Here is a 23,440-nt window from a genome sequence, read left to right as displayed (position 1 = left end):
ACCTCCCCTATTGTTTGAGCGCGAGGCAAACCTGCCACGGCCCCAAATGCAGTCTTCCATCCGCCGATACCTGCGCACTGCCCAGATCGTCACCAATGCGCACCCAATCGCCCGCAGGCAGATCAAAATCAGACGGTGTTTCGCTGACATTGAACGCGCAAAAGATCGTCTGATCGCCATCCATACGCGTGAAATAGACAACGTCCCCCTTGGCCTGCAGCTTGTCATGGCCGCCGACGCTTAATGCCGAATGCGCCCGCCGAAAGGCGATGGCCTTGCGGTAGTGATGCAGCAAGGCGCCCGGCTCTTCCTCTTGGGCGGCGACGCTTAGGTGCAGATGCTCTGACGCGACGGGCAGCCAGGGCTTGGCCTCTGAAAAACTGCCATTCTGGTTGCTGGGCTCCCAGACCATGGGCGTGCGGCAGCCATCGCGGCCCTTGAACTCTGGCCAGAATTCGATGCCATACGGGTCCTGCAGGTCTTCGAATGCCACATCCGCCTCGGGCAGGCCCAGTTCCTCGCCCTGGTAGATACACACCGACCCGCGCAGACACATGATCAGTGTCGCGAACATGCGTTGCGCCGCAGGCGGCAGATCCCAGCGCGAGGCGTGTCGTTCCACATCATGGTTCGAGAAGGCCCAGCAGGCCCAGCCATCCGCCGCGACGTCATCAACGCGGTTGAGAACTTCGACAATGCGGGCGGGCGTGGGTTGGTCCTTGGCGAGGAATTCAAACGCATAGCACATTTGCATCAGATCATGGCCAGCCGTGTACTGGCCCATAATCTCTAGCCCGCGCTGCGCATCGCCCACCTCGCCGACAGCCGCCGCGCCATAGGGTTCCATCACGGCCCGTAGCTTGCGCAGAAACGCAAGGTTTTCGGGCTGGTTCTTGGAATAGAGATGTTCCTGATGGTTATACGGGTTAACCGATGGCGCGATGGTTGCGTTCCGTTTTTCCGGCGGCAGGGGCGGATTGTCGCGCAGCTGGGCGTCATGGGTATAGAAGTTGATCGTATCAAGCCGAAACCCGTCGCACCCCCTGTTCAGCCAGAAACGCGCCACATCCAGCAGCGCCTCTTGCACCTGTGGTTCATGAAAGTTTAGGTCCGGTTGGGATGTCAGAAAGTTGTGCAGGTAATATTGCTCGCGTCGTGCATCCCACTGCCAGCCAGAGCCGCCAAAGATCGACAGCCAGTTATTGGGGGGCGTGCCATCTGGTTTGGGGTCGGCCCAGACATACCAGTTTGCCTTGTCATTGGTCCGATTGGCCCGGCTTTCGGCAAACCATGGGTGCTGGTCACTGGTATGGCTGAGCACCAGATCAATCATCACCCGCACACCCAACCGGTGCGCCGTCTCGACCACCGCATCAAAATCAGCCAGTGAGCCGAACATCGGATCAACGTCGCAATAATCGCTGACGTCATAGCCGAAATCCTTCATGGGCGACATGAAGAAAGGCGAAATCCAGATCGCATCCACCCCAAGCGACGCGATATAAGGCAGCCGCTGGACGATGCCGCGCAGATCGCCAATGCCGTCGCCATTGCTGTCTTGATAGCTGCGCGGGTAAATCTGATAGATCACCGCGCCGCGCCACCAATCCTTGTCGACCGCCATGTCGGGTGTTCTGGCCAGGTTTGTGTTCATGCCCGTTATTCCTGTTGCACCGCAGTCCCGGACCTGTTCCGGGACCTGAGGTTGAGGTTGAGGTCCCGGGTCAGGCCCGGGACAGCGTTTCGTTTTATTTCACTGATCCGGCCAACAGGCCGCGCACCAGATATTTCTGCATTGCAAAGAAGACCAGCAGCGGCACCGCGATAGAAACAAAGGCCGATGTGGCCAGAATCTCCCAATCGCCGCCGCGCGTGCCTAACAGCTCGACAATCTGTTTGGTCATCACTGTCGTCTGGCCCGAGGCATCAATCAGGAACACCAACGCCACCAGAAGGTCATTCCATGTCCACAGGAACTGGAAAATCGCAAATGATGCGAGTGCGGGGAAACTGAGCGGCAGAATGATCTTGGTAAAGATCTGGAAATCCGTCGCCCCGTCAACCTTGGCATTCTCAATAATGTCGCGCGGCAATCCTACCATGTAGTTGCGCAGCAGATAGATCGCGAGCGGCAGGCCAAACCCCGTATGCGCCAGCCAGACCCCCAGATAGCCCTTTCCGATCCCGATGGCGTTATGCAGCGACAAAAGTGGGATCAGCGCCAATTGCAGCGGCACAACCAGCAAGCCAACCACAATCGCAATCAATATCGCCCGCCCCGGGAAATCCATCCAGGCCAGCGCATAGGCCGCAAAGGCCGCGATCAGGATCGGGATGATGGTCGCCGGGATCACCACGGTCAGCGTGTTAAAGAACGCCTTGGCCATCCCTTCGGAGTTGTTTTCGTCGAACAGAACGAAACTGTAATTATCCAAGGTGAAATCGGGGGGCGTTGTTGCGTCGATAAACACGCGCTGCGCCCGCCCACTGATCTGGTCGTCATTGCCCTGCCAGATATAGGTTCCGTCCGCGTTCAGGGTGAATGTCTCGCCATCGCCAAGGTCAAACGTATCCCCCGGCGCATTGGCCCCCAGCGTCCGGCTGGAGGTCGACCAGCCGCTGATCTCGCCGGCAAAGGGTTCATCCCCAAAGATGTTGCCTTCGACCACAAAGACGCCATCACCCGCATCAACCCGTGCATCATCGGGATCCGCAGCCCGGATCTGCAACGTCTGCTCGGCGGGAAACATGGATGACCACCAGCCAGAGGCAGTGATCTGGTCCCCCGTCCGGAAGGACGACACAAAAAGACCCAAGGTCGGGAACAGCCACAAAAGGACCAATAGAACGACCGAGATATTCAGTGCCCAGACGACGATGGGCTTACGTCCTGCAATCGCATCCATCAGCGCATCTCCTTGCGGGCATTGTAGACGTTCCAGACAAGGATCGGCGTGACCATCAGCATGATAATCATGGCCGCAGCCGATCCCATGCCCCAGTCATTGGCGCGGAACAACTTGTCATACATGTAATTGGCCAGAACCTGCGTTTCCCACTGCCCGTTTGTCATCGCGAACACGATGTCGAAAACCTTGAGCGTGGCAATTGTGATCGTGGTCCAGACCACCACGATTGTTGACATGATCTGGGGTATCTTGATCTTGAAGAAAATCTGAAACGGGTTCGCCCCGTCGATGATCGCGGCCTCAACGGTTTCTTCGGGAATGCCCCGCAAGGCCGCAGACAGGATCACCATCGCAAAACCGGTCTGGATCCAGATCAGCACAACCATCAGAAACAGGCTGTTCCAGAATGGGATTTGCAGCCATTGCTGCGGTTCGGCCCCACCAAAGAGCAGATAGAGATGGTTCAGAATGCCGATCTGGGCCACATCTTCGGGCCGGGCCTCGTAAACCAGCTTGAAGATCACGGCCGCACCGACAAAGGAGATCGCCATCGGCATGAAGACGATGGATTTTGCGATATTCCCCCAGCTAAGCCGGTCGGTCAGCTGCGCGGCCAGCAACCCAAAGCCGGTTGCGGCAGCGGGCACGATGATCAGCCAGAGGATATTGTTTTTCATCGCCTCGATGAATTTCGGCTCGGCGAACATCTTGCTATAATTCTCGAAACCGACAAAGGCGAACTCGTTCCCCGGCAGACGTTCCAGAAAGCTAAGGCGCAATGTGGCAATGACGGGATAAGCGAGGTAGAGACCCAGCGCGATGATCGCCGGCAGCAGGAACAGCCATGGCCGGATCATATTGGCCCGGTTGATATTGCGCCCGGCATTTGGGCCCTCAGGCTTGAACAATACCTTATCAAGAAACAAGTTCGCGGAATAAAAGTAGCCGACACAGCCACCCACGCCGATAATGATCGTCATTAAACCTTGCAGTGCTGGATGCATGGCTCGCTCCCCCCGTCGCTATCTACCGCTTGCGGCCTCTCCTCTGGCCGCCAGGATGTTCGGACGGTTCCCCGTCCGAACGTTTGTCATGTTTGCACAATGGCAGGTGCGCTTACTTGGCTGCGTCCCAGCTGGACTGGATCGCTGCGGTGACCTCTTCGGCAGATGTCCCGCCAACATAGTCAACCATACCGGTCCAGAACGACCCCTGTCCAACAGCGCCCGGCATCAGGTCGGATGCGTCAAAGCGGAAGGTCGTCGCATTCAGCAGAATCTCACCCTGCCCCCGCAGGATCGCATCCTTGTAGGCATCAAGGTTCACGCCGGAATGCGGCGTCAGGAAACCCGTCTGCGCCATCATCACCTCATGCGCGATTGGCTGCTTGAGGAATTCGATGAACGCTGTTGTGGCGTCTGACGCTTCGGTCACGGCCATCAATGTCCCACCACCCAGAACCGGGTTACCCAGATCCTTCTCTTCAAAAGCAGGGAAGTAGAAGAAATCAGCGTCTTCGCCCGGTACGACATCTTCAGGGAAGAACGCAGTGGCAAAGGATGCCTGACGGTGCATGTAGCATTGCGGCGGGGATGAGAACAGGCCGGTTGGGCTGTCGCGGAAATCTGTTGAACCCACCGCAGCTGAGCCGCCTGCAACCATGTCGTCATTGCGTGCGAACAACCCAAATGTGTCGATCGCCTCGATCACTTTCGGGTCGTTGAACGGAATTTCATTGGCGACCCACTGGTCGTAGACTTCGGGCGCCTGGGTACGCAGCATGATGTCCTCGACCCAGTCAGTTGCGGGCCAACCTGTTGCAGGACCTGATCCCAGACCGATGCACCACGGTGTTTCGCCATCGGCAATGATCTGTTCGGACAGCGCGATCAAATCTTCCATTGTTTCAGGCACGTCATAGCCCGCATCTTCGAAATTCTCCGGGCTGTACCAGACCAGGGACTTGACGTTCACGTTGTAGAAGAAGCCGTAGAACTGATCATCACCAGACGCATCGGCATATGTGCCCAGATCAACCCATGATGGGCCGGCGGCATAGTTTTCCGAAACCCAACCGGCCATGTCGTCGCCCAAAGGCGCCAGCAAACCGCGAGAGGCCAGATCAGCTGCAAGGCCCGGTTGTGGGAAGACAGCAATGTTTGGTGGCGAGCCTGCTTCGGCATCAATCACGATCTGCTGCTCGAACCCGTCCGAACCTGTATAGGTGACGGTCGCACCCGTGGCATCGGTGAAATAGGCGATGGCAGAGCGGAAAATATCATCTTCCGGGGCAAGCCATGGGCCAAAGACCGTCACGGTCTGACCGCTCAGATCAGGCGCCTTTGCGGCCCATTCACTATAGCTGTCCCAGCTGAAATCGCCCTCGCCCGGCGTAAAGGCCAGATGACCATCTGCGTTTGCTGCACCTGCAATCAGGGCAACCGTTGCCGCACCGGCATACAGTTTCGTCTTCATTGAATATCCTCCCAATCGCGCGCTCTGCGCGCATCTTTCATCTCTGCACGATCACGTGCTTTGGTTGTTCCTTGCGATTTGGAATCGTAGCCAAAGCGCTTTGGATGTCCTACACTCATCCATGTCGGCGCGCGTGTCAACCGGACAAACTTGCCACAAAAAGGACTTGGAATTTATGCAAACGACCGCTACTGAAACGTTTACGTATACAAAAAAGAACCGAATTGGCGGTTTTTTAAGCCAGATAAAGAACCGATGAACCTGAAAGAACTCTCGCAAAATCTGGGGCTTAGCCAGACAACCGTCAGCCGGGCGCTGAACGGCTATCCAGAGGTGAGCGCCGAAACCCGCAAGCGGGTGGAACAGGCTGCAAAACGGTTCAACTACCGTCCCAGCACCCGCGCCAAGGGGCTGGCAACGGGCAAGGCATTGGCCATCGGTCACGTGATTCCCGTCTCGACCAGACATGAGATGGTGAACCCGATTTTTGGCGATTTTATCGCGGGCGCCGGCGAGACCTATGCACGCCACGGCTATGAAATGATCCTTACCATCGTCGATGATGCCGAAGAGGAACAGATTTACCGCGGCCTGGCGGCGCGGCGCGCCGTGGACGGGGTGGTTGTGCATGGCCCGCGCATGAACGACCCGCGGATCGCCTTGCTGCATGACCTGGGCCTGCCCTTTGCCGTGCATGGGCGGGCATCTGGCTGTAAAACCCCCTATTCGTGGCTGGATGTGAACAACAAATCAGCTTTTGAGACGGCGACGGCATACCTGCTTGATCTGGGACATCAGCGCATTGGGCTGGTCAATGGGCTGGAAGGTATGGATTTCGCCTATCGGCGTCGCGGCGGGTACGAGGCTGCACTGGCAGCCAAGGGCATCGCGGTTGACCCGGCCCTGATGCGATCCGGTGAAATGACAGAGCTGTTTGGCTATCAAAGTACGCAGGATATGTTGCGCCAGAACGATGCACCGTCTGCGATTGTTGCCTCCTCAATGATTTGCGCCATGGGTGCGCGTCGGGCAATCGAAGAAATGGGGCTGGTTCTTGGGCGTGATGTGTCTGTGGTGACCCATGATGACGTCCTGTCTTATCTGCAAAACGGCACTGACACCCCGATTTTCACGGCCACCCGATCATCTGTGCGCGACGCTGGTCGCGAGTTGGCCGAAATGCTGCTTGGCAGTATCACTGACCCGTCACAGGCCCCCAATACCGTTTTGCTGGAAGCCGAATTGATTGTGGGCGGTTCAACCGGCCCGCGGCTCTGAAAGGATAAAGATGGACTTCAAGCGCACTGATTTTCCTGATGATTTTGTCTTTGGGGCGGCAACTGCGGCCTATCAGATCGAAGGTCATAAATTCGGCGGCGCGGGCCCAACCCATTGGGATACGTTTGCCGCAGGCCCCGGCAATGTTGTCCGCGCGGAAGATGGCGCCTTGGCATGTGACCACTACCATCGTTTTGCCGAGGATCTTGATCTTCTCAAGGACGGGAATTTTGATGCCTATCGGTTCTCGACCTCATGGGCGCGGGTCATGCCGGACGGCAAAACCATCAATCCCGAAGGCTTGGATTTCTACGACAGGCTGGTGGATGGCATTCTGGAACGGGGGTTAAAGCCCTTCCAGACCCTCTATCATTGGGAACTGCCATCGGCACTGGCGGACAAGGGCGGCTGGGCGAACCGTGACACAGCCCTGTGTTTTGGCGATTTCACCGATGCGATCACCGCACGGATAGGCGACCGGATGGCGGCAGTTGCCACTATCAACGAGCCTTGGTGCGTGGCCTTCCTGTCGCATTTCCTGGGGCACCATGCCCCCGGTTTGCGCGATCTGCGCGCAACGGCGCGGGCCATGCATCACATCATGCTGGCCCATGGCGAGGCGATGACACGACTGCGCAGTGCGGGGATCGACAATTGCGGCATCGTCTTGAATTTTGAACATAGCGCCCCCGCTGACAGCACGGCCGCGTCGCGGGATGCCGCCAATCTGCAGGATGCGATCTACAATCGCTGGTTCATTGAAGCTGTGAACAAAGGCACCTATCCGGCTGAAGTTCTTGCAGGATTTGGGGATCATATGCCCGGAGGGTGGCAGGATGACATGGCTCAGATCAGTCAACCTATCGACTGGCTGGGCGTCAATTACTACACGCGCCACAAGATGACCCAGGACGCGGGTGCCGTCTGGCCAGCGGTCAGATCGGTCGATACAGAGCTGCCCACCACCCAAATGGGCTGGGAGATTTACCCCGAAGGCTTGCATCATTTCCTGACCCGGATGGCCCGTGACTATGTGGGCGATCTGCCGCTTTACGTGACCGAAAACGGGATGGCATGGGCAGATCAGATTGAAAACGGCGTGGTCGATGATCCTGAACGGGTGCAATTTGTGTCCGATCATATCATGGCTGCCAAAAAAGCGATTGATGACGGCGCCAACGTCAAAGGCTTTTTCTACTGGTCCTTGCTGGACAATTACGAATGGGCGTTTGGTTATGAAAAGCGCTTTGGCATCGTGCATGTCGATTTTGAGACACTCAAACGCACACCCAAGGCATCCTATCATGCCCTGAAAACCGCCATCGCGCGGTAAGGAGATCACGCATGGGGCATCCAACAGACGTCTATTCGCTTGTCGCCGATATCGGCGGGACAAATACCCGGGTCGCGCTTGCGGATGGGCTGACGATTGTCGATGGCACCATTCGGCGCTATCGCAATTCCGATTACCCGGGGCTAGAGACGGTCCTGCGCCGCTTTGTCCAGGATGAAGGCGGTGTCGATCCACGGGCGGCCTGTGTCGCCGTTGCGGGCCCCGTGCGGGATGGGCGGGCATCATTGACCAATCTCGACTGGGCGATCGACAAGGACACGCTCGGGCGGGCCACCGGGGCGGAAACGGTTGCGATCCTCAACGACCTGCAAGCGCAGGGGCATGCGCTGGGGCACCTTGATCCCGCGAATATCCGCACCATCCTAGAGGGTCCCTTGGGGCATCCCAACGCGGCCAAACTTGTTGTCGGTGTCGGCACCGGTTTCAACGCAGCCCCGGTTTTTGACCTTGACCAAGGGCGGATCGTGACCCCGTCCGAAAGTGGACATGCCAATCTGCCGATCAGGGATGAACGTGAACTGCGTCTGTGCCAGTTTGTATCCACGGCGCACGGCTTTCCGGCGGTAGAGGATGTCCTTTCAGGACGGGGGCTGGAAAGGGTCTATGCGTTTCTGGGGCAAGAGGCGGATGATCCGCGCGAATGTGCGGCAAAAGACATCATGGAGGCTTGCCAAAATGGCAGCGACACACGCGCAACGGAAGCGGCGCAGATGTTCAGCCGCATTCTGGGAACGGTCTGCGGGAACCTCTCATTGATACAGCTGCCTTTTGGCGGGCTTTATCTGGCAGGTGGTGTCGCACGCGCCTTCGCACCGCATCTGGGCCGGTTCGGGTTTGGCGACGCTTTCCGCGACAAGGGGCGTTTTGCCGGTTTCATGAGCAATTTTGCCGTCCACGTGATCGAGGATGACTACGCGGCGCTGACAGGATCCGCAGCACATCTACAGGGGCTGACATCGTAGGATGGATTTAAATCCATCTTACGACGCTGTGGCCCGAACAGGTTGCCGATGATCCTCCAACTGGGTTTGTACCGTTTGCGTGAGCGCGCTTAGCGAAAATGGTTTGGGCAGGAAGACGGAATTGGGAATACGGCTCTTTTCGTCGCCAAAGGCGTCTTCGGCATAGCCTGACACAAACACCACCTTGGTATCGGGCCGCTTTTCCAGCGCAACCCGGACCCAGGTGGGCCCGTCCATGCCCGGCATGATGACGTCGGTCACAAAGATATCCACGTTCAGGTCCGCATCCGAAAGCAGATCAAGTGCGGCTTCCGCGCAGTCAGCCTCTAGAACCGTGTACCCTCGGAGACGCAACGCGCGGGACGCAAAGGCCCGGACCGGTGCTTCATCCTCGACCAACAGAACAACCCCATCGACCTTCTCGCTGGCGCGTTCGGGAGCAGCGGCCTGGATCTCCAGCGGTTCTGCGACCGGCAGATCGTAACTTGGAAACAAGAGGGAAAACTGCGTGCCTTTGCCAACGTCACTTTCCGCAAAGATATAGCCGCCGGTCTGTTTGACGATCCCGTATGCCGTCGACAGGCCCAGACCTGTCCCCTCGCCCGTGCGTTTGGTTGTGTAGAAGGGTTCGAAAATCTTGGGCAACCGATCCGGGGTGATGCCATGCCCCTCGTCAATCACCTTGACGACCACATATTCACCCGGCGGGATTGTCGCCCGGTCGCGCACCATCTGCGATTTCAGGATCATATTCTCGGTCACGATCCGGATCTCGCCACCGCGCTGCATCGCATCGCGCGCGTTGACGACAAGGTTCATCAAAACCTGTTCCAGCTGCCGCTTGTCCGCCTTGATCTGCATCAGGGCCGGATCATGGTTCAACGACAGGGTGACCTTCTCGCCCACCAGCCGGTTGAGCAGATGGGTCAGGTCCGACAAGGTGTCCCGCAAATCAATAATCTCGGGCTGCAAATTCTGCTTGCGGGAAAAAGCCAGCAACTGGCCCACAAGGCTCGCGGCCCGGTTGGCATTCTGGTGTATCTGGATCAGATCACCATAATTCTGATCGCCCTCATCGTGACGCAGCAAAAGCAGGTCACAATGGCCCGAAATCGCCGTCAGCAGATTGTTGAAATCATGTGCAACGCCCCCTGCAAGTTGCCCGATCGCCTGCATTTTCTGGCTTTGAACAAACTGCGCTTCCAATGTCTTGAGTTCGGTCACATCATTCAGCACCGCAATCAGATGCCCCTCGGATGCGTCACTGGACAGGTTGAGCGTCACCTGAACGAACGTGTCCTGATTGGGCCCGCGCCCGCGCAGAAATTGCGACGCATGGCCGCCGCGCCCCTCTGCGGCTTCGCGAAGCCAGTCATTGATCGGGCGACCCAGACCGTCGAGCATGTCTGCAATGCGCTTGCCATCCGTATTCTTGATATTCAGCAATTGCCGCGCCTCCCGGTTCGAGGCGATCACCTCGCCGCTGGGCGCGATCTTCATCAATGGGACCGGCAAATCCTCGATTGCATCCCAGCCCGCACCAACCGTGCGCGGCGCATCCACATCCCCCAGAACAACCAGGTAAATCTCTCGGCGCCGGCTTTGCCCCGGCATTTCGGCAAGGATCACGCGGGTCGGCCCCGCCGCCGCCTGGACGATGCAGGATTGCCCGGACCGGACGCTGCTGCTTTCGAATAATGCGCTAAGGCTGGCAGGGCTATGCCCGAGGAATGCCCGGCAGGCTGCGTTGATGTGAACAATCCGGCCATCTGGTTCGGCGACAATTTGTGGCAGCCCGCTTTGATCGGACCCGCCTGGCTGTGTTTCCGCCGCGCCCAAATCATCCAGCCGCCAGAGCAGATGGGCAGGCGCCAATTGCGAGACTGAAAGGCGGAACCGCCCACCACGCGTGACGATGTCCTCTTTGACGGCTGCGCCGTTGCGGATCTGTCCCAACATACGCCTGTGCAGCGCCTCGGGACTGGCCATGAATGTCCCCAGAACGGCGCTCATCGCTTGCCCGGTGCGCGTGCCAAAGCGGTCCATCGCTGCCGGATTTTCGTGAATAATCTCGCCTGCCTCATCAGTCAGAAAAACCTGATCGGGGTCGGCTTGCGTCAAGCGGCGCGTCTCGGCGAGAATGCCGCGTGCGGCCTGTCGTCGTAACGCCCACCAGATAATGTTCCAGGCCGACAGCATCACAAGGATACCACCCGCCAGCAACAGCGCGCGTTGCGCGATACCCGAGACGGCAGTCGCAGCACCAAAACAAGCCAGCGCCGCCCCGCAAAGCCATATCGTCTTTGGCAAGCGCACATCCCGCGGTTTTTGGGGTGGCACAAACACATGATCAGTCGGCACAGCGTAACCTCTGCTCCCTCGTCAATGAAGGCTTAGCTGATTAAACATTAATCAAACCTTAAGCCAACTTGCACTCACCCTATAAACAACTATAGGTTGTGTTTTTGCTTTTGCAATAGGCAATAATAGAACCCATCCCATTTGGGACCAGGGATCAGTTGCCTTTCCGCGACAACGTGCCAGTCAGGATGTTGCGCCTGAAACGCCGCAACCCGTTGACTATTCTCGGATTTCAGAACTGAACAGGTCGCATAGACCAGCGATCCCTGCGGTTTGACCAGCGTCACTGCGCGCGACAATACATCGTCCTGCATTGCATGATACTGATCAAGCATTTGCGCCGTCAGCTGCCATTTTGCGTCAGGTGTGCGCCGCCAGGTGCCGCTACCACTACAAGGGGCGTCACAAAACACAACGTCATAGGGTTCAAACCTCGCGAGATCTTTGGTGGCGACCGCCGCAATCTTGACCCCTGCCCGTTCGGCGCGCGGCTGCAAATCGGCCATCCTTGCCGCCGCGATATCATGGGCAAATACAGTGGCTTTGCGCAGATCAGCAAATGCCAGTGCCTTGCCGCCACCGCCAGCGCAATAATCAAGAACACGCCCCTGATCCGGAACCGGGATCGCCGCAACCGCCAATTGAGACGCCGCATCCTGCAGCTCGATGAGGCCGGACTGATAGGCCTGGCTTAACTTGATCCGGCGCGGGTTGCGGCGCACCTCCAGACAGCTGGAAACATCCGGATGTTGGACAGCGTCAATATCGTCCTGGGCCAAACTGGCAACCGCGTCGGCCGGGGTGGTCCGTTTGGTATTGATCCGCAGAAAGATCGGCGCCCGCCGCTGCAACGCCTGCGCCGCAGGGGCAGCATTTGCATCAAGGCTCTGCGTCCAGAGGGGCCATAGCCAATCAGGTATGTCATGCGCCTCTGCTTGGGACATGTCGGGCGTTTGGGCCAGATATGCGGCCTCTGCGGCGGATAGCGGCGATGGCCCATGCCCCGCCCCGGACCATAATGCGCGCAGATCAGCACCGTCGCGGGCGCATAGACCCAACATCAAGCCCCGGCCTGTCATGGCACCCCCACGGGCCGCCAGCGACCGCTTGGCACGCAGCACATCAAAGACGTGATCCCGGATCGCGGCCCGGTCTTTTGATCCCGCGAACCGGCTGGCACGCGCCCAGGATTTCAGCACCTGTTCGGGTGATGCGCCAGCAAGAATTGCATCAATGACGTCAATTGCCGCAGCGATCCGCGCGCCGGGGGTCATGAATTAGCCAATCCGGTAATTCGGGCTTTCGCGGGTGATCTGGACGTCATGCACGTGGCTTTCCTTCAGACCGGCACCGGTGATCTTGACGAAATTGCAGTTGCGCCGCATCTCGGCCACAGTGGCGCAACCGGTATAGCCCATGGCAGCCCGCAACCCGCCAACCAGTTGATGCACAACCGCACTGGCCGATCCCTTGTAGGGGACCTGACCCTCGATCCCCTCGGGGACCAGTTTGTCACTTGCCGCATCTTTCTGGAAATACCGATCCGCCGAGCCGCGCGCCATGGCCCCAAGTGATCCCATCCCCCGATAGGATTTGAACGACCGCCCCTGATACAGGATCACCTCGCCGGGGCTTTCATCAGTCCCAGCAATCATCGAGCCCACCATGGCGCAGGACGCGCCTGCCGCGATGGCCTTGGCGAAATCGCCCGAAAACTTGATACCCCCATCGGCGATAACGGGGACGTCGCCCGCACCGGCGGCACAATCCATGATCGCTGTCAGCTGCGGCACGCCAACACCGGCCACCATTCGGGTGGTGCAGATAGAGCCCGGGCCGATCCCGACCTTGACCGCGTCAGCGCCCGCACCGATCAAGGCGCGCGCGGCTTCACCGGTGGCGATATTGCCCGCCACGATCTGGACCTCATTGGACAGGCTCTTGGCCCGTTCCACAGCCTTGGCGACACCTTCGGAATGGCCATGTGCCGTGTCGATGACAATCATGTCCACCCCCGCATCAACAAGTGCGGCCGAGCGTTCGAAACCCGCATCCCCCACACCCGTTGCAGCCGCAACCCGCAGCCGGCCCAGATGGTCCTTGCAGGCAATCGGGTTCAGGACGGCCTGTTCGCTGTCCTTCAGGGTCAACAGACCGGTCAGCTTGCCATGATCATCCGTGATCAGCAGCTTTTCGATCCGGCGCGAGCGCATCAGCGACCGGGCCTCGTCCAGATCGGCCGGTTCCTTCAGGATCGCCAGATTGTCGGTGGTCATCATAACGCTGACGGGGGTCTGATCATCATCGGCAAAACGCATGTCGCGATTGGTGACAATGCCGACCACCTTGCCGCCTTCGCCAACAACCGGAAAACCGGTGATCCGGTAGCGTTCCATCAAAGCCTTTGCGTCAGCCAGGGTTTGATCCGGGCGCAGGGTGACAGGGTTGTAGACCGTGCCCGAGACGAAGCGCTTGACCCGTCTGATCTCTTTGGCCTGCGCCTCGATATCAAGGTTTTTGTGAACCACACCAATTCCGCCGGCCTGGGCCATGGCAATGGCCATGCGGCCTTCGGTGACGGTGTCCATCGCGCTGGACAGCAGCGGGATATTCATCGCAATGGATTTGGTCACAAATGTGCGGGTGTCAGCGGTTGAGGGCAACACCCGGGATTCCCCGGGGACCAGCAAAACATCATCAAAGGTAAGCGCCTCGCGAATCTCCATCAACCAGTCTCCTTGGGTGGCTTCGTTGGCACGTCCCTATCGCATGGATCTGAAACACACGAAAGGGCAAACTCACCTGAATGTGGCTTGTACCCGGACAGGCCTGGGATGCAGGGTGGCGCATGCATGGTGATGACCAACATACCCTGACGCCGCCACCCTGGCGGGTCGCCCTGCCCCGGACCGTGTTGCGGATCATTCTGGTGGCGGGCGCCGCCTATCTGATCATGTGGGGTTTCGACTTGGTGATGGATCGGATCCGCATGCTGGACGATCCGGCCGCCAATCGGGCGGCCACGCAGGTGCTGATTGCGGCGGTGATCGGTTATGCCATCCTGATCGCGATCCCCTTCGTTCCGGGGATCGAAATTGGCATCGCTCTGCTGTTGATGAAGGGCGCGGCCATCGCGCCTTTTGTCTATCTTGCCACGGTTGTGGGACTTTCCGCGGCGTTTGTGGTCGGGCAGACCCTGTCGCTTGACTGGCTGCACAAGGTCTTTGCAGACCTGCATATGCTGCGGGCCTGCAGGTTGCTGGACGGGATCAAGCGGCATTCCACGCAAGAGCGGCTTGCGATGCTGACGGATCGGCTGCCGCGCTGGCTGGCCCGCCCGTTGGTGCAGTACCGTTATGTGACAATCGGGTTGCTGATCAACATGCCCGGCACCAGCCTGATCGGGGGTGGCGGCGGCATCCTGATGCTGGCCGGCGTGACGCGGCTGTTTCACAGCCTGTGGATGTTCGCGGTCATCGCGCTGGCCACGCTGCCGGTTCCGCTTGCCGTCTGGCTTTTCGGAAGCGATGTGCTGGGGTGAGATATGCCGCAGCGCATATTCATTATGACGGATACGAACCTTCACTTTCGAACAGGGCGCGGTATTCATAGGCAAAATGATGCAGGCCTGACAGATGTCTCAAGACCCACTCGTGATCTTCACGCCTTCGGGCAAACGCGGCCGGTTTGCGGTCGGCACCCCTGTGCTGACGGCAGCGCGGCAATTGGGGGTCGACCTCGATTCCGTTTGCGGGGGGCGCGGGATTTGCTCCAAATGCCAGATCACCCCGTCTTATGGCGAATTTTCGAAACATGGCGTGACGGTTGCGGATGATGCGCTTTCAGCATGGAACGCGGTTGAGGCGCGCTATGACGAAAAGCGGGGGCTGACAAAGGGGCGGCGTCTGGGTTGTCAGGCAACAATCCAGCGCGATGTGGTGATTGATGTGCCCGCCGAAAGCCAGGTGCATAAGCAGGTTGTGCGCAAACGGGCCGAAGCGCGTGAAATCATGATGAACCCGTCCACGCGACTTTATTATGTCGAGGTGGCCGAACCGGACATGCACGACCCGTCGGGGGATCTGGAACGGCTGGTTGCGGCACTCAAACGCGACTGGGATCTGCCCGATCTGGAGGCGGATCTGGGCGTTCTGACAAGCCTGCAATCGGCGCTGCGCAAAGGGGGCTGGAAAGTCACCGTCGCCGTTCATCTGGGCGACGCGGTCTTTTCACCCCGGATCATCGCGATCTGGCCCGGTTTTTATGAAGGTACAATCTACGGGCTGGCGGTTGATCTTGGGTCGACAACAATCGCCGCCCATCTATGCGATCTGCAAACCGGCGCGGTCGTCGCATCGTCCGGGATCATGAACCCGCAAATCCGCTTTGGCGAAGACCTGATGAGCCGGGTCAGCTATGGCATGATGAACCCCACCGGATCAGAAGAAATGACACGCGCGGTCCGCGAGGGGATGAACGCGCTGTTTGTGCAGATCGCCACCGAGGCCGAGATAGATCGCGACCTGATCGTTGATGCGGTGTTTGTCTGCAATCCGGTCATGCATCACCTGTTTCTGGGGATTGATGCCTATGAGTTGGGTCAGGCGCCCTTTGCGCTCGCCACGTCAGAGGCGATATCGCTGCGCGCCTCGGAACTGGCGCTGAACCTGCATCCGGCCGCACGGATCTATATCCTGCCCTGCATCGCGGGGCATGTGGGTGCCGATGCGGCGGCGGTGGCCCTGTCCGAAGCCCCTGACAAATCCGATGATCTGGTGCTGCTGGTGGATGTCGGCACCAATGCGGAAATCATTCTGGGCAACCGCGACAAGGTGCTTGCCTGTTCCTCGCCTACCGGTCCGGCATTCGAGGGCGCGCAAATCAGCAGCGGGCAGCGCGCCGCCCCGGGGGCCATTGAACATGTGCAGATCGACCCCGAAACCAAACTGCCGCGCTTTCAATGCATCGGTAGTGATCTGTGGTCGGATGAGGACGGCTTTGCCGCCGCCCATGCCGCAACGGGGATCACCGGGATCTGCGGATCAGGCATTATCGAGGTTATCGCCGAAATGCGCGTTGCGGGTATTGTCGATGGACCGGGGTTGATCGGCTCGGCAGAGCAGACGGGCGCGCCCAATTGCTTTGCGGACGGGCGCACGAATTCCTACCTGCTTTATGACGGCACCGCCGATGGTGGCCCCAGGATCACCGTGACCAATACCGACATCCGCCAGATCCAGATGGCCAAGGCAGCACTTTATTCCGGTGCGCGGCTGCTGATGGACAAATTCGGCGTGGACAAGGTTGACCGCGTCGTTCTGGCCGGCGCCTTTGGCGCGCATATCAGCCCCAAACATGCCATGGTTCTGGGAATGATCCCGGATGCGCCGTTGGACAAGGTCACAAGTGCCGGCAATGCGGCGGGCACAGGCGCGCGGATCGCCTTGCTGAACACAGATGCCCGGCGCGAAATCGAGGCCGTTGTGCACAAGATCCATAAGGTCGAAACCGCCATCGAGCCGCGATTCCAAGAGCATTTTGTCAATGCCTCTGCGATTCCCAATGCGGTTGAGACCTTTCCGATATTGCGAAGCATCGTCACCATACCGGATGTCACCCATAATAATGGTGGCGACAGACAGGGCAGACGGCGGCGCAATCGTTAGAAATCAGGCGCGATGCCGTTGACGCGACGCGCGCCCGGGCGTATCCAGCGCCCAAGGCGGGTATGGTGAAAAGGTATCACGAAAGCTTCCCAAGCTTCAGTTACGGGTTCGATTCCCGTTACCCGCTCCAATCAGCAAAAAAGGTGTTCCATGCCCGAGATTTCACGTCACCACACTGGTCCACGGATGAGCCAATTGGTGGTTCATAACGGTATTGCCTATCTGGCCGGTCAAGTCGGCACCGCGGGCGCGTCGGTGACTGAACAGACCAATGATATTCTTGCAAAGATTGATGCGCTGCTTGTAGAGGCCGGCACCGACAACACCAATCTGTTGACCGCCCAAATCTGGCTGTCTGACATCAATGGCCAGTTTGCTGAGATGAACGCCGCATGGGAAGCATGGGTCCCAGAGGGTCACGCACCTGCCCGCTGGACCGGTGAGGCCAAACTGGCCGCCCCGACGCTTTATGTTGAGATCATTGTCACAGCTGCAATCTAGACGAGGGATGGGTCAAGACCCATCCTACGATGTCGCGACCGCTGCCAAAGCCACGGTCTAGACCACAAAGAACACCAGCGCTGCCGTGATGCTGAGCGTCATGCTCATCGGCAGCGTTTCCTTGGCCAACACCGCCCATTTGCTGTCATCCGAGCCGTATTTGCGCCGCGCCCGCACAACGCCAAGCGTCACAATCACCAGCGTGACCACAAAGATGCCGGCCGTGATCCAGCCCTTGTCGAGCGGTGTGAACAAGGCCGCGCCGCTCATCAGTTTGACCGCACCGGCGCCGAAAAAATTCACCGCAAAGAGGATCAGACCGATCCCGAACACGGCCAAGGCCACCAGCAATTGCCCCGCAAGGGCGGACCGATCCGGGATGGTGGCAGCGATGGCGATAAACAACGCAAAAAGCAGCAAGGGGATCCAGTTGGATATCTTGCCTGTTCGCAGCTCTAGCACGGTGGCCGTCAACAGGATCGCCAGGACGGCAAAGGGTGCATATTGCGCAATCATCAAGTCTTGTCCTTAATTCCGCCCCCGCAGGCGCTTATGGCAAAAAGCGCGCGGCGTTACACCCCGGCCTTTTGCAAAAAACTAACAAGTGCGGCAGTTGAGCCATCTTTTGACGTCGCATCAGCGCGGCCTTCGATGACGGGCTGCAGATCGGTGGCCAGTTCCTTGCCAAGCTCGACCCCCCATTGATCGTAGGAGTTGATCCCCAAAACCGCCCCTTCGACAAACACACGATGTTCATAAAGCGCGATAATCTGGCCCAGCACAAACGGTGTCAGCTGCGGATAAGCCAGCGTCGTTGATGGCCTGTTGCCTGCAAAGACCCGGTGACGGGCCTGCCGTTCAAGTTCATCCCCGCTGAATCTATCCGCCACCTTGGCCGTTGCCTCGGGCAGGCTGCGCCCACGCATCAATGCCTCGGATTGGGCCAGGCAATTGGCGACAAGAAGCTGGTGTTGATGGTGCAAATCATCCTCATGCCCCCGGGCGGCCACCAGAAACTCGCACGGAATGACCCGGGTCCCCTGGTGGATCAATTGATAGAACGCATGTTGGCCATTGGTCCCTGGCTCGCCCCAGACAACGGGGCCACTATCAACAGCGAGGTCAGCGCCATCCATGCTGACGCCCTTGCCGTTACTTTCCATCTCAAGCTGTTGAAGATAGGCCGGTAAGCGACTGAGAAGGTTATCATAAGGCAGAACAGCGCGGGTGGAATAGCCGCAAATCTGATTGTGCCAGATACCCACCAGTGCGAGCATGGCGGGCATATTTTCGACCCATGCAGCGGACTTGAAATGCAAATCCATCGCCTGCCCGCCCCGCAGGAACGCATGGAATGCATCGGCGCCAACCGCCATCATCAACGACAGCCCGATAGGCCCCCACATGGAATACCTGCCGCCAACCCAATCCTCGAACCCAAAGACACGGTCGGATGCGATGCCGAACGCTGCCGTCTTGTCATCAGCCGTTGACAGGGCCGCAAATTGCGCGCCCGGATCAGTGACCTTCTCGCGCATCCAGGCCAGCGCAGTGCGGGCGTTGGTCATGGTTTCGATGGTGGTGAATGTTTTGGACGCGACGATCACCAATGTGGTGGTCGGATCGCATTGCCGTAATGTGGCGCCAATATCGGCCGGATCGACATTGCTGACAAAATGGCAGCGCGGCCCGTCATGGTAAGGCGCCAGCGCCTTAACGGCCATGGCAGGCCCCAGATCCGACCCGCCAATGCCGATATTGATCACATCAGTGATCTGCCCGCCCTGCCCCGTATAGCGGCCGTCGCGCACGTCGCTGGCGAACTTGCCCATCCGGGCAAGCGTCTCAAGCACGGCTGGCATGACATCCTGCCCGTCAACCAGAACCGGGCCGCCATCAAGATTGCGCAACGCCGTATGCAACACCGCGCGGCCTTCAGTCTCGTTAATCGCAGCGCCCGCAAACATCGCATCCCGCTTGCCCGCAACATCCGCCTGGTCAAGCAGGTCGATCAGCAGATCACGGGCCGTGTCGTCGATATTGGTCTTGGCGTAGTCGAAACGCATGTCACCTGCCTGCGTGGCGAATGCAGCAGCCCGTTCGGCATCGACCATATCGGCAAAACGCCGGTCAGCGACTGTCTTATGATATGCGCGCAGCTTGTCCCACATCGGTTTATTCCTTGGCCCAGTGCACAGTTGCACCGGGCAGCAATGCGGCCACGGGTGCATCATGCGGTTGCAAATGGCGGGCCTTTTCCAACGCGGCCCGTTTTTCATCGCCAACGATGACGATATGGCGGCACATCGCCTCTTTAAGGACATTGGCGGACAAGGTGATCCGCGGTTCGGGGGCGCCGGGGGCGCGCATAGCGACCAGCGTATCGGACCCGGTCAGGGCCAGATCAAGCTGATCGGCGCCCGGAAAGATCGAGGCTGTGTGCATATCCGACCCCATCCCAAGCAAGGCAACAGTCAGTGGCAGGCAGGCCTGCACCTGTTGCGACAGATCGCCCAGGCGCTCTTCGGGCGTATCCGCATCGGCATAGAGCGGGACATAGCGGGCCGCGGCCGCCTTGTCGGTCAGCAAACGCTGGCGCAGCAACGCGGTGTTGGAGCGGGGCGATGTCTCGGGCACCCATCTTTCATCCGTCAGCATCACATGCACGCGCGGCCATGCCACGTTGATGGCGCATAGACTGTCGAAAATCGGGCCCGGCGTCGTACCACCGGGAACGGCCAGGCTGGCATGGTCGTCAACCAAAAGCGCGTTGTTCAACTCACTGGCGATGGTATCGGCCAGATCCATCATCATCATTTCGGCATCGGGATATTCGACGAGTTTCATGGCTACAGCTCCTTTGAGGCTGGCAATCGGGCCTGATGGCTAGGCTTTGATATCACGCCACCTGCGATTGTCGCGATGCATCAGCATCATAGCATCCTCGGGGCCGGCAGACCCCGCATCATAGAGTTTCGGGACATCATTGCGCGCCTCCCACCCTTCGATCAGGGGGTCGGTCCAGCGCCAGGCGGCCTCAACCTCGTCCCCGCGCATGAACAAGGTCTGGTTGCCTCGGATGACATCCATGATCAGGCGTTCATAGGCATCGGCAACTTCGACCTCCTTGTCGCCAAGCGCATCCGCAAAGGTCATATCCAGCGGCACATCAATCAGGCGCATACCGCCGGGGCCGGGCTCTTTGATGGTGACTTGCAGGTCCATCCCCTCATTAGGCTGCAGGCGAATGGACAGGATATTGCGATGACGCGCCTCGTCACCTTCGAAAATGGAATGGCCCAGATCCTTGAACACAACCGTGATTTCCGATGATCGCGCCTTCAGCCGTTTGCCCGTGCGCAGATAGAATGGCACATCTGCCCACCGCCAATTGGCGATATGGCATTTCATGGCGATAAAGCTTTCGGTGAAACTGCGCGGGTTTTCGGCATCTTCGCGGTAACTTTTGCCGTCCGGCCCCGCATCATATTGGCCGCGGACGATGTGATGGGCATCAACGGGCTGCAATGCCCTGATTACTTTCAGCTTTTCATCCCGCACCGCATCTGCGCCAAACTGGCTGGGGGGTTCCATCGCGATCAGGCAGAGAAGCTGCATCAGGTGGTTTTGCACCATATCACGCATGGCACCCGATCGGTCATAATAGGCACCCCGGCCCGCAACACTGACCGTCTCGGCAACCGTGATCTGGATGTGGTCAACATAGTGATTGTTCCACAGGGGTTCGAAAAGCACATTCCCAAAGCGGACGGCCATCAGGTTCTGAACGGTTTCCTTGCCCAAATAATGATCAATCCGGTAGATCTGGCTTTCGTCAAAATGCGTGGCCAATGTGCGGTTCAAGGCACGCGCGCTTTCCAGGTCGCGGCCAAAGGGTTTTTCCACAACGATCCGGCTGTTGGCGGATGCAATTCCATTGGTATGCAGCCGTTCGGCCAGATCGCCGAACAAAGATGGGGCAACCGAGAAATAAAAGGCCTGCACCACATCCTTGCGGACCAACTGGGCCAGTTCAGACCAACCGCCGGTCCCTTTTGCGTCGATGGGCACATAATCCAGACAGGTCAGAAACTTGGAAAGACAATCCTGATCGCCCGCCTCATCGCCGCCGAATTCGGCAATCGCATCTGCAATCATCTTGCGGTAACCCGCCCCGTCGAGATCGGATCGGGCGGCCCCGATGATCCGCGAGCCGTCGGGCATTTGTCCTGACCGATAACGGCGAAACAGGCCGGGCAAAATCTTGCGCCGCGCCAGATCGCCGGTACCGCCAAATATCACAAGATCGAACGGATCGACTGGAATAACGCGCGCGACCATGGCTTCCTCCGCTTTCACATATCACTTTGTTAGCGCTAACGAGCGTCTACGTAACCGCGTGCAGGCGGCGTGTCTAGCGGCTAAGCGGCCTATGCTTCCAGTTCGGCATCCCAATACAGGAAATCCACCCAACTATCATGCAGATGGTTCGGCGGGAACTTGCGCCCAACATTGTGCAATTGTTCCGGGGCTGGCCTGCGTGGTGCTTTGCGCAGGGACAATCCCGATTGCCGCAAGGACCGCGACCCTTTGCGCAAGTTGCAGGGGCTGCAGGCCGCGACGACGTTTTCCCAGCTGGTCACACCGCCACTGGCGCGCGGCACCACGTGATCAAACGTCAATTCACCCTTTGCGCCGCAATATTGGCAGCAGAATTCATCGCGCAAAAACAGGTTGAACCGCGTGAACGCCACCTGCTTTTGCGGCTTCACATAGTCTTTCAGAACCACCACTGACGGGATCTTGATCACCGTCGAAGGGCTGCGCACGACTTCCTCGTATTCACTGACGATATCGACCCGGTCCAGCCATGCGGCCTTGACCGCCTCCTGCCAGGGCCAGAGCGATAGCGGGTAGTACGACAATGGCCGATAGTCGGCATTCAAAACCAGGGCCGGAAAATGCTTGAGCATGCCCGGCGCCCGGACAAAGTCTTTTCTGAATTCCGTTTGCGTCATATCCACATCCTGCAACCGAAATGCAGGAGTTTTTGCAAACGCGGCGCTCCCGCAATCCTCTTGAGTCTGGACTATATATCGCGTCAGAAATGTGACAACCCCTACATTATGTAGGCATCGTCGCAGGCGCAAACCGGTGTTTCAGGCCGCTTTCACCCAATCTTCAAGGATCAGCTGGCCATTCCCGCCACGCCTCGCCTCATCAAGGGCCGAATTGGCGTCCACAAGCAACCGGTCAAGCGGGGTACGCCCGTTCGCAAGCACCGCACCAACCGAAATCGTGACCCGTAAGATGCCCGTCTGGGTGACCACCATCGCGCCATCGCATATCCGGTCGGCAACATCCCGCGCCTGTTCAATCGTGGCCCCGGGAAGATAAATAGCAAAAGACGCACCGCCCATCCGCCCCACAATATCAGTATAGCGCGTCAGCTCGCGGAAACGCTGGGCAAGCGCCATCAGGCACAGATCACCGGCCTTGCGTCCCCGCCGTTCGTTCAAATGCGCAAAATCATCGACCTGCAACATCAGCAGAACACCGCTTTGCGGCAGGATTCGGCGGGTGGTCTGCAGAAAAGCCAGCCGATTTGGCAGTGCCGTCAACGGATCAATCTGCGTGATCGCGCGGCGCTTGCTTTCCTCGACCGCGAGCCCTGATAAGGCCCAAAGTAGCGCAATGGTCAGCGGCCCCGCCACCAGCAGCACAACCGGCAGATAATTCACGATTGGTGCAACCTTGCGTCCGCTCAGGAAAAAGTCGGGCAAAACGCTGAGCCCCAGCAAAAACGCAAGCATCAAAGGGAGCCGGATCATCCACCCAAGGGCCGAATGCGGCGCAAGGACATATAACAGCTGAGGAATGCGCAAGGATCATCACCAAAATAATAAAACAGTTGTTTTGTTATCGCGGTGAAAC

At 58.7% G+C, this 23,440-nt stretch carries 19 protein-coding genes and 1 tRNA gene; 7 read left to right on the top strand and 13 right to left on the bottom strand.

Features of this window, described 5'->3' with window-relative positions:
- Positions 1 to 7: 7 nt before the first annotated feature.
- The 4 genes from AABB31_RS03320 to AABB31_RS03305 all read right to left on the bottom strand — a co-directional run bounded on the left by AABB31_RS03320 (position 8) and on the right by AABB31_RS03305 (position 5,384).
- Positions 8 to 1,624, bottom strand: a complete 1,617-nt coding sequence (locus tag AABB31_RS03320; RefSeq protein WP_373635829.1) for an alpha-glucosidase — start codon at positions 1,622 to 1,624, stop codon at positions 8 to 10.
- A 124-nt stretch (positions 1,625 to 1,748) separates the two neighbouring features.
- Positions 1,749 to 2,906, bottom strand: coding sequence for a carbohydrate ABC transporter permease (locus tag AABB31_RS03315; RefSeq protein ID WP_373635420.1), 1,158 nt, complete (start codon positions 2,904 to 2,906; stop codon positions 1,749 to 1,751).
- Positions 2,906 to 3,913 (bottom strand): sugar ABC transporter permease, encoded by a 1,008-nt coding sequence (locus AABB31_RS03310; protein ID WP_342075855.1) that lies wholly within the window; start codon positions 3,911 to 3,913, stop codon positions 2,906 to 2,908. The genes AABB31_RS03315 and AABB31_RS03310 overlap by 1 nt, the downstream gene beginning before the upstream one ends.
- Before the next feature lie 112 nt (positions 3,914 to 4,025).
- Positions 4,026 to 5,384, bottom strand: coding sequence for an ABC transporter substrate-binding protein (locus AABB31_RS03305; RefSeq protein WP_342075856.1), 1,359 nt, complete (start codon positions 5,382 to 5,384; stop codon positions 4,026 to 4,028).
- A gap of 255 nt (positions 5,385 to 5,639) precedes the next feature.
- Here AABB31_RS03305 and AABB31_RS03300 point away from each other — a divergent pair, with 255 nt between their 5' ends.
- The 3 genes from AABB31_RS03300 to AABB31_RS03290 are packed head-to-tail and all read left to right on the top strand — an operon-like array spanning position 5,640 to position 8,978.
- A complete protein-coding gene (locus tag AABB31_RS03300) occupies positions 5,640 to 6,662 on the top strand; it encodes a substrate-binding domain-containing protein (RefSeq protein ID WP_373635419.1) in 1,023 nt (340 codons plus the stop codon).
- A 10-nt stretch (positions 6,663 to 6,672) separates the two neighbouring features.
- The gene (locus AABB31_RS03295; protein WP_342075857.1) at positions 6,673 to 7,995 is read left to right on the top strand and encodes a GH1 family beta-glucosidase; all 1,323 of its coding nucleotides are present in this window, start codon (positions 6,673 to 6,675) and stop codon (positions 7,993 to 7,995) included.
- A gap of 11 nt (positions 7,996 to 8,006) precedes the next feature.
- The gene (locus AABB31_RS03290; protein ID WP_342075858.1) at positions 8,007 to 8,978 is read left to right on the top strand and encodes a glucokinase; all 972 of its coding nucleotides are present in this window, start codon (positions 8,007 to 8,009) and stop codon (positions 8,976 to 8,978) included.
- A gap of 18 nt (positions 8,979 to 8,996) precedes the next feature.
- Here AABB31_RS03290 and AABB31_RS03285 read toward each other — a convergent pair whose 3' ends face one another.
- The 3 genes from AABB31_RS03285 to guaB form a co-directional block, all read right to left on the bottom strand.
- Positions 8,997 to 11,294: an ATP-binding protein gene (locus tag AABB31_RS03285; protein ID WP_373635828.1), complete on the bottom strand. Its 2,298-nt coding sequence runs from the start codon at positions 11,292 to 11,294 to the stop codon at positions 8,997 to 8,999.
- Between the two features lie 134 nt (positions 11,295 to 11,428).
- Complete coding sequence (locus AABB31_RS03280; RefSeq protein WP_373635418.1) at positions 11,429 to 12,613, bottom strand: RsmB/NOP family class I SAM-dependent RNA methyltransferase; 1,185 nt, start codon at positions 12,611 to 12,613, stop codon at positions 11,429 to 11,431.
- Between the two features lie 3 nt (positions 12,614 to 12,616).
- Positions 12,617 to 14,065: an IMP dehydrogenase gene (gene guaB, locus AABB31_RS03275; RefSeq protein ID WP_342078901.1), complete on the bottom strand. Its 1,449-nt coding sequence runs from the start codon at positions 14,063 to 14,065 to the stop codon at positions 12,617 to 12,619.
- 80 nt (positions 14,066 to 14,145) lie between these two features.
- Between guaB and AABB31_RS03270 the strand changes: the two genes are divergently transcribed.
- The 4 genes from AABB31_RS03270 (at position 14,146) to AABB31_RS03255 (ending at position 17,506) form a co-directional block, all read left to right on the top strand.
- On the top strand, positions 14,146 to 14,880 hold the full coding sequence (locus AABB31_RS03270) for a hypothetical protein (protein WP_342075862.1): 735 nt from the start codon (positions 14,146 to 14,148) through the stop codon (positions 14,878 to 14,880).
- Positions 14,881 to 14,974: 94 nt separating this feature from the next.
- Positions 14,975 to 17,005 carry an ASKHA domain-containing protein gene (locus tag AABB31_RS03265; RefSeq protein WP_373635417.1) on the top strand — a complete coding sequence of 677 codons (2,031 nt, stop codon included), beginning with the start codon at positions 14,975 to 14,977 and terminating at the stop codon, positions 17,003 to 17,005.
- 56 nt (positions 17,006 to 17,061) lie between these two features.
- Positions 17,062 to 17,135, top strand: a tRNA-Gly gene (locus tag AABB31_RS03260).
- 20 nt (positions 17,136 to 17,155) lie between these two features.
- Entirely contained in the window at positions 17,156 to 17,506 is a 351-nt protein-coding gene (locus tag AABB31_RS03255) for a RidA family protein (RefSeq protein ID WP_342075863.1), read from the top strand.
- 57 nt (positions 17,507 to 17,563) lie between these two features.
- On the opposite strand, the gene AABB31_RS03250 is transcribed toward AABB31_RS03255, so the two are convergent.
- The 6 genes from AABB31_RS03250 to AABB31_RS03225 all read right to left on the bottom strand — a co-directional run bounded on the left by AABB31_RS03250 (position 17,564) and on the right by AABB31_RS03225 (position 23,337).
- On the bottom strand, positions 17,564 to 18,022 hold the full coding sequence (locus AABB31_RS03250) for a prepilin peptidase (RefSeq protein ID WP_342075864.1): 459 nt from the start codon (positions 18,020 to 18,022) through the stop codon (positions 17,564 to 17,566).
- 56 nt (positions 18,023 to 18,078) lie between these two features.
- Positions 18,079 to 19,677 carry a glucose-6-phosphate isomerase gene (gene pgi / locus AABB31_RS03245; protein WP_373635416.1) on the bottom strand — a complete coding sequence of 533 codons (1,599 nt, stop codon included), beginning with the start codon at positions 19,675 to 19,677 and terminating at the stop codon, positions 18,079 to 18,081.
- A gap of 4 nt (positions 19,678 to 19,681) precedes the next feature.
- Positions 19,682 to 20,353 (bottom strand): 6-phosphogluconolactonase, encoded by a 672-nt coding sequence (gene pgl, locus AABB31_RS03240; protein WP_342075865.1) that lies wholly within the window; start codon positions 20,351 to 20,353, stop codon positions 19,682 to 19,684.
- 39 nt (positions 20,354 to 20,392) lie between these two features.
- Entirely contained in the window at positions 20,393 to 21,847 is a 1,455-nt protein-coding gene (gene zwf / locus AABB31_RS03235) for a glucose-6-phosphate dehydrogenase (RefSeq protein WP_342075866.1), read from the bottom strand.
- Between the two features lie 89 nt (positions 21,848 to 21,936).
- Positions 21,937 to 22,524 (bottom strand): HNH endonuclease, encoded by a 588-nt coding sequence (locus AABB31_RS03230; RefSeq protein WP_342078902.1) that lies wholly within the window; start codon positions 22,522 to 22,524, stop codon positions 21,937 to 21,939.
- 141 nt (positions 22,525 to 22,665) lie between these two features.
- The gene (locus AABB31_RS03225) at positions 22,666 to 23,337 is read right to left on the bottom strand and encodes a GGDEF domain-containing protein (protein ID WP_342075867.1); all 672 of its coding nucleotides are present in this window, start codon (positions 23,335 to 23,337) and stop codon (positions 22,666 to 22,668) included.
- Positions 23,338 to 23,440 lie beyond the last annotated feature (103 nt).

The organism is Yoonia sp. SS1-5 (assembly GCF_038443705.2).
Classification (GTDB): Bacteria; Pseudomonadota; Alphaproteobacteria; order Rhodobacterales; family Rhodobacteraceae; genus Yoonia; species Yoonia rhodophyticola.
This window is presented reverse-complemented; position numbering and strand designations above follow the sequence as displayed.

Bases quoted from the DNA above. Each gene is read 5' to 3' on its own strand.
- AABB31_RS03265 (WP_373635417.1), top strand. From the start codon at position 14,975: ATGTCTCAAGACCCACTCGTGATCTTCACGCCTTCGGGCAAACGCGGC.
- pgi (WP_373635416.1), bottom strand. From the start codon at position 19,677: ATGTGGGACAAGCTGCGCGCATATCATAAGACAGTCGCTGACCGGCGT.
- AABB31_RS03300 (WP_373635419.1), top strand. From the start codon at position 5,640: ATGAACCTGAAAGAACTCTCGCAAAATCTGGGGCTTAGCCAGACAACC.
- AABB31_RS03280 (WP_373635418.1), bottom strand. From the start codon at position 12,613: ATGACCCCCGGCGCGCGGATCGCTGCGGCAATTGACGTCATTGATGCA.
- AABB31_RS03225 (WP_342075867.1), bottom strand. From the start codon at position 23,337: ATGATCCGGCTCCCTTTGATGCTTGCGTTTTTGCTGGGGCTCAGCGTT.
- AABB31_RS03255 (WP_342075863.1), top strand. From the start codon at position 17,156: ATGCCCGAGATTTCACGTCACCACACTGGTCCACGGATGAGCCAATTG.
- AABB31_RS03250 (WP_342075864.1), bottom strand. From the start codon at position 18,022: ATGATTGCGCAATATGCACCCTTTGCCGTCCTGGCGATCCTGTTGACG.
- pgl (WP_342075865.1), bottom strand. From the start codon at position 20,353: ATGAAACTCGTCGAATATCCCGATGCCGAAATGATGATGATGGATCTG.
- AABB31_RS03320 (WP_373635829.1), bottom strand. From the start codon at position 1,624: ATGGCGGTCGACAAGGATTGGTGGCGCGGCGCGGTGATCTATCAGATT.
- AABB31_RS03310 (WP_342075855.1), bottom strand. From the start codon at position 3,913: ATGCATCCAGCACTGCAAGGTTTAATGACGATCATTATCGGCGTGGGT.
- AABB31_RS03295 (WP_342075857.1), top strand. From the start codon at position 6,673: ATGGACTTCAAGCGCACTGATTTTCCTGATGATTTTGTCTTTGGGGCG.
- guaB (WP_342078901.1), bottom strand. From the start codon at position 14,065: ATGGAGATTCGCGAGGCGCTTACCTTTGATGATGTTTTGCTGGTCCCC.
- AABB31_RS03315 (WP_373635420.1), bottom strand. From the start codon at position 2,906: ATGGATGCGATTGCAGGACGTAAGCCCATCGTCGTCTGGGCACTGAAT.
- AABB31_RS03270 (WP_342075862.1), top strand. From the start codon at position 14,146: ATGTGGCTTGTACCCGGACAGGCCTGGGATGCAGGGTGGCGCATGCAT.
- AABB31_RS03305 (WP_342075856.1), bottom strand. From the start codon at position 5,384: ATGAAGACGAAACTGTATGCCGGTGCGGCAACGGTTGCCCTGATTGCA.
- AABB31_RS03230 (WP_342078902.1), bottom strand. From the start codon at position 22,524: ATGACGCAAACGGAATTCAGAAAAGACTTTGTCCGGGCGCCGGGCATG.
- AABB31_RS03290 (WP_342075858.1), top strand. From the start codon at position 8,007: ATGGGGCATCCAACAGACGTCTATTCGCTTGTCGCCGATATCGGCGGG.
- zwf (WP_342075866.1), bottom strand. From the start codon at position 21,847: ATGGTCGCGCGCGTTATTCCAGTCGATCCGTTCGATCTTGTGATATTT.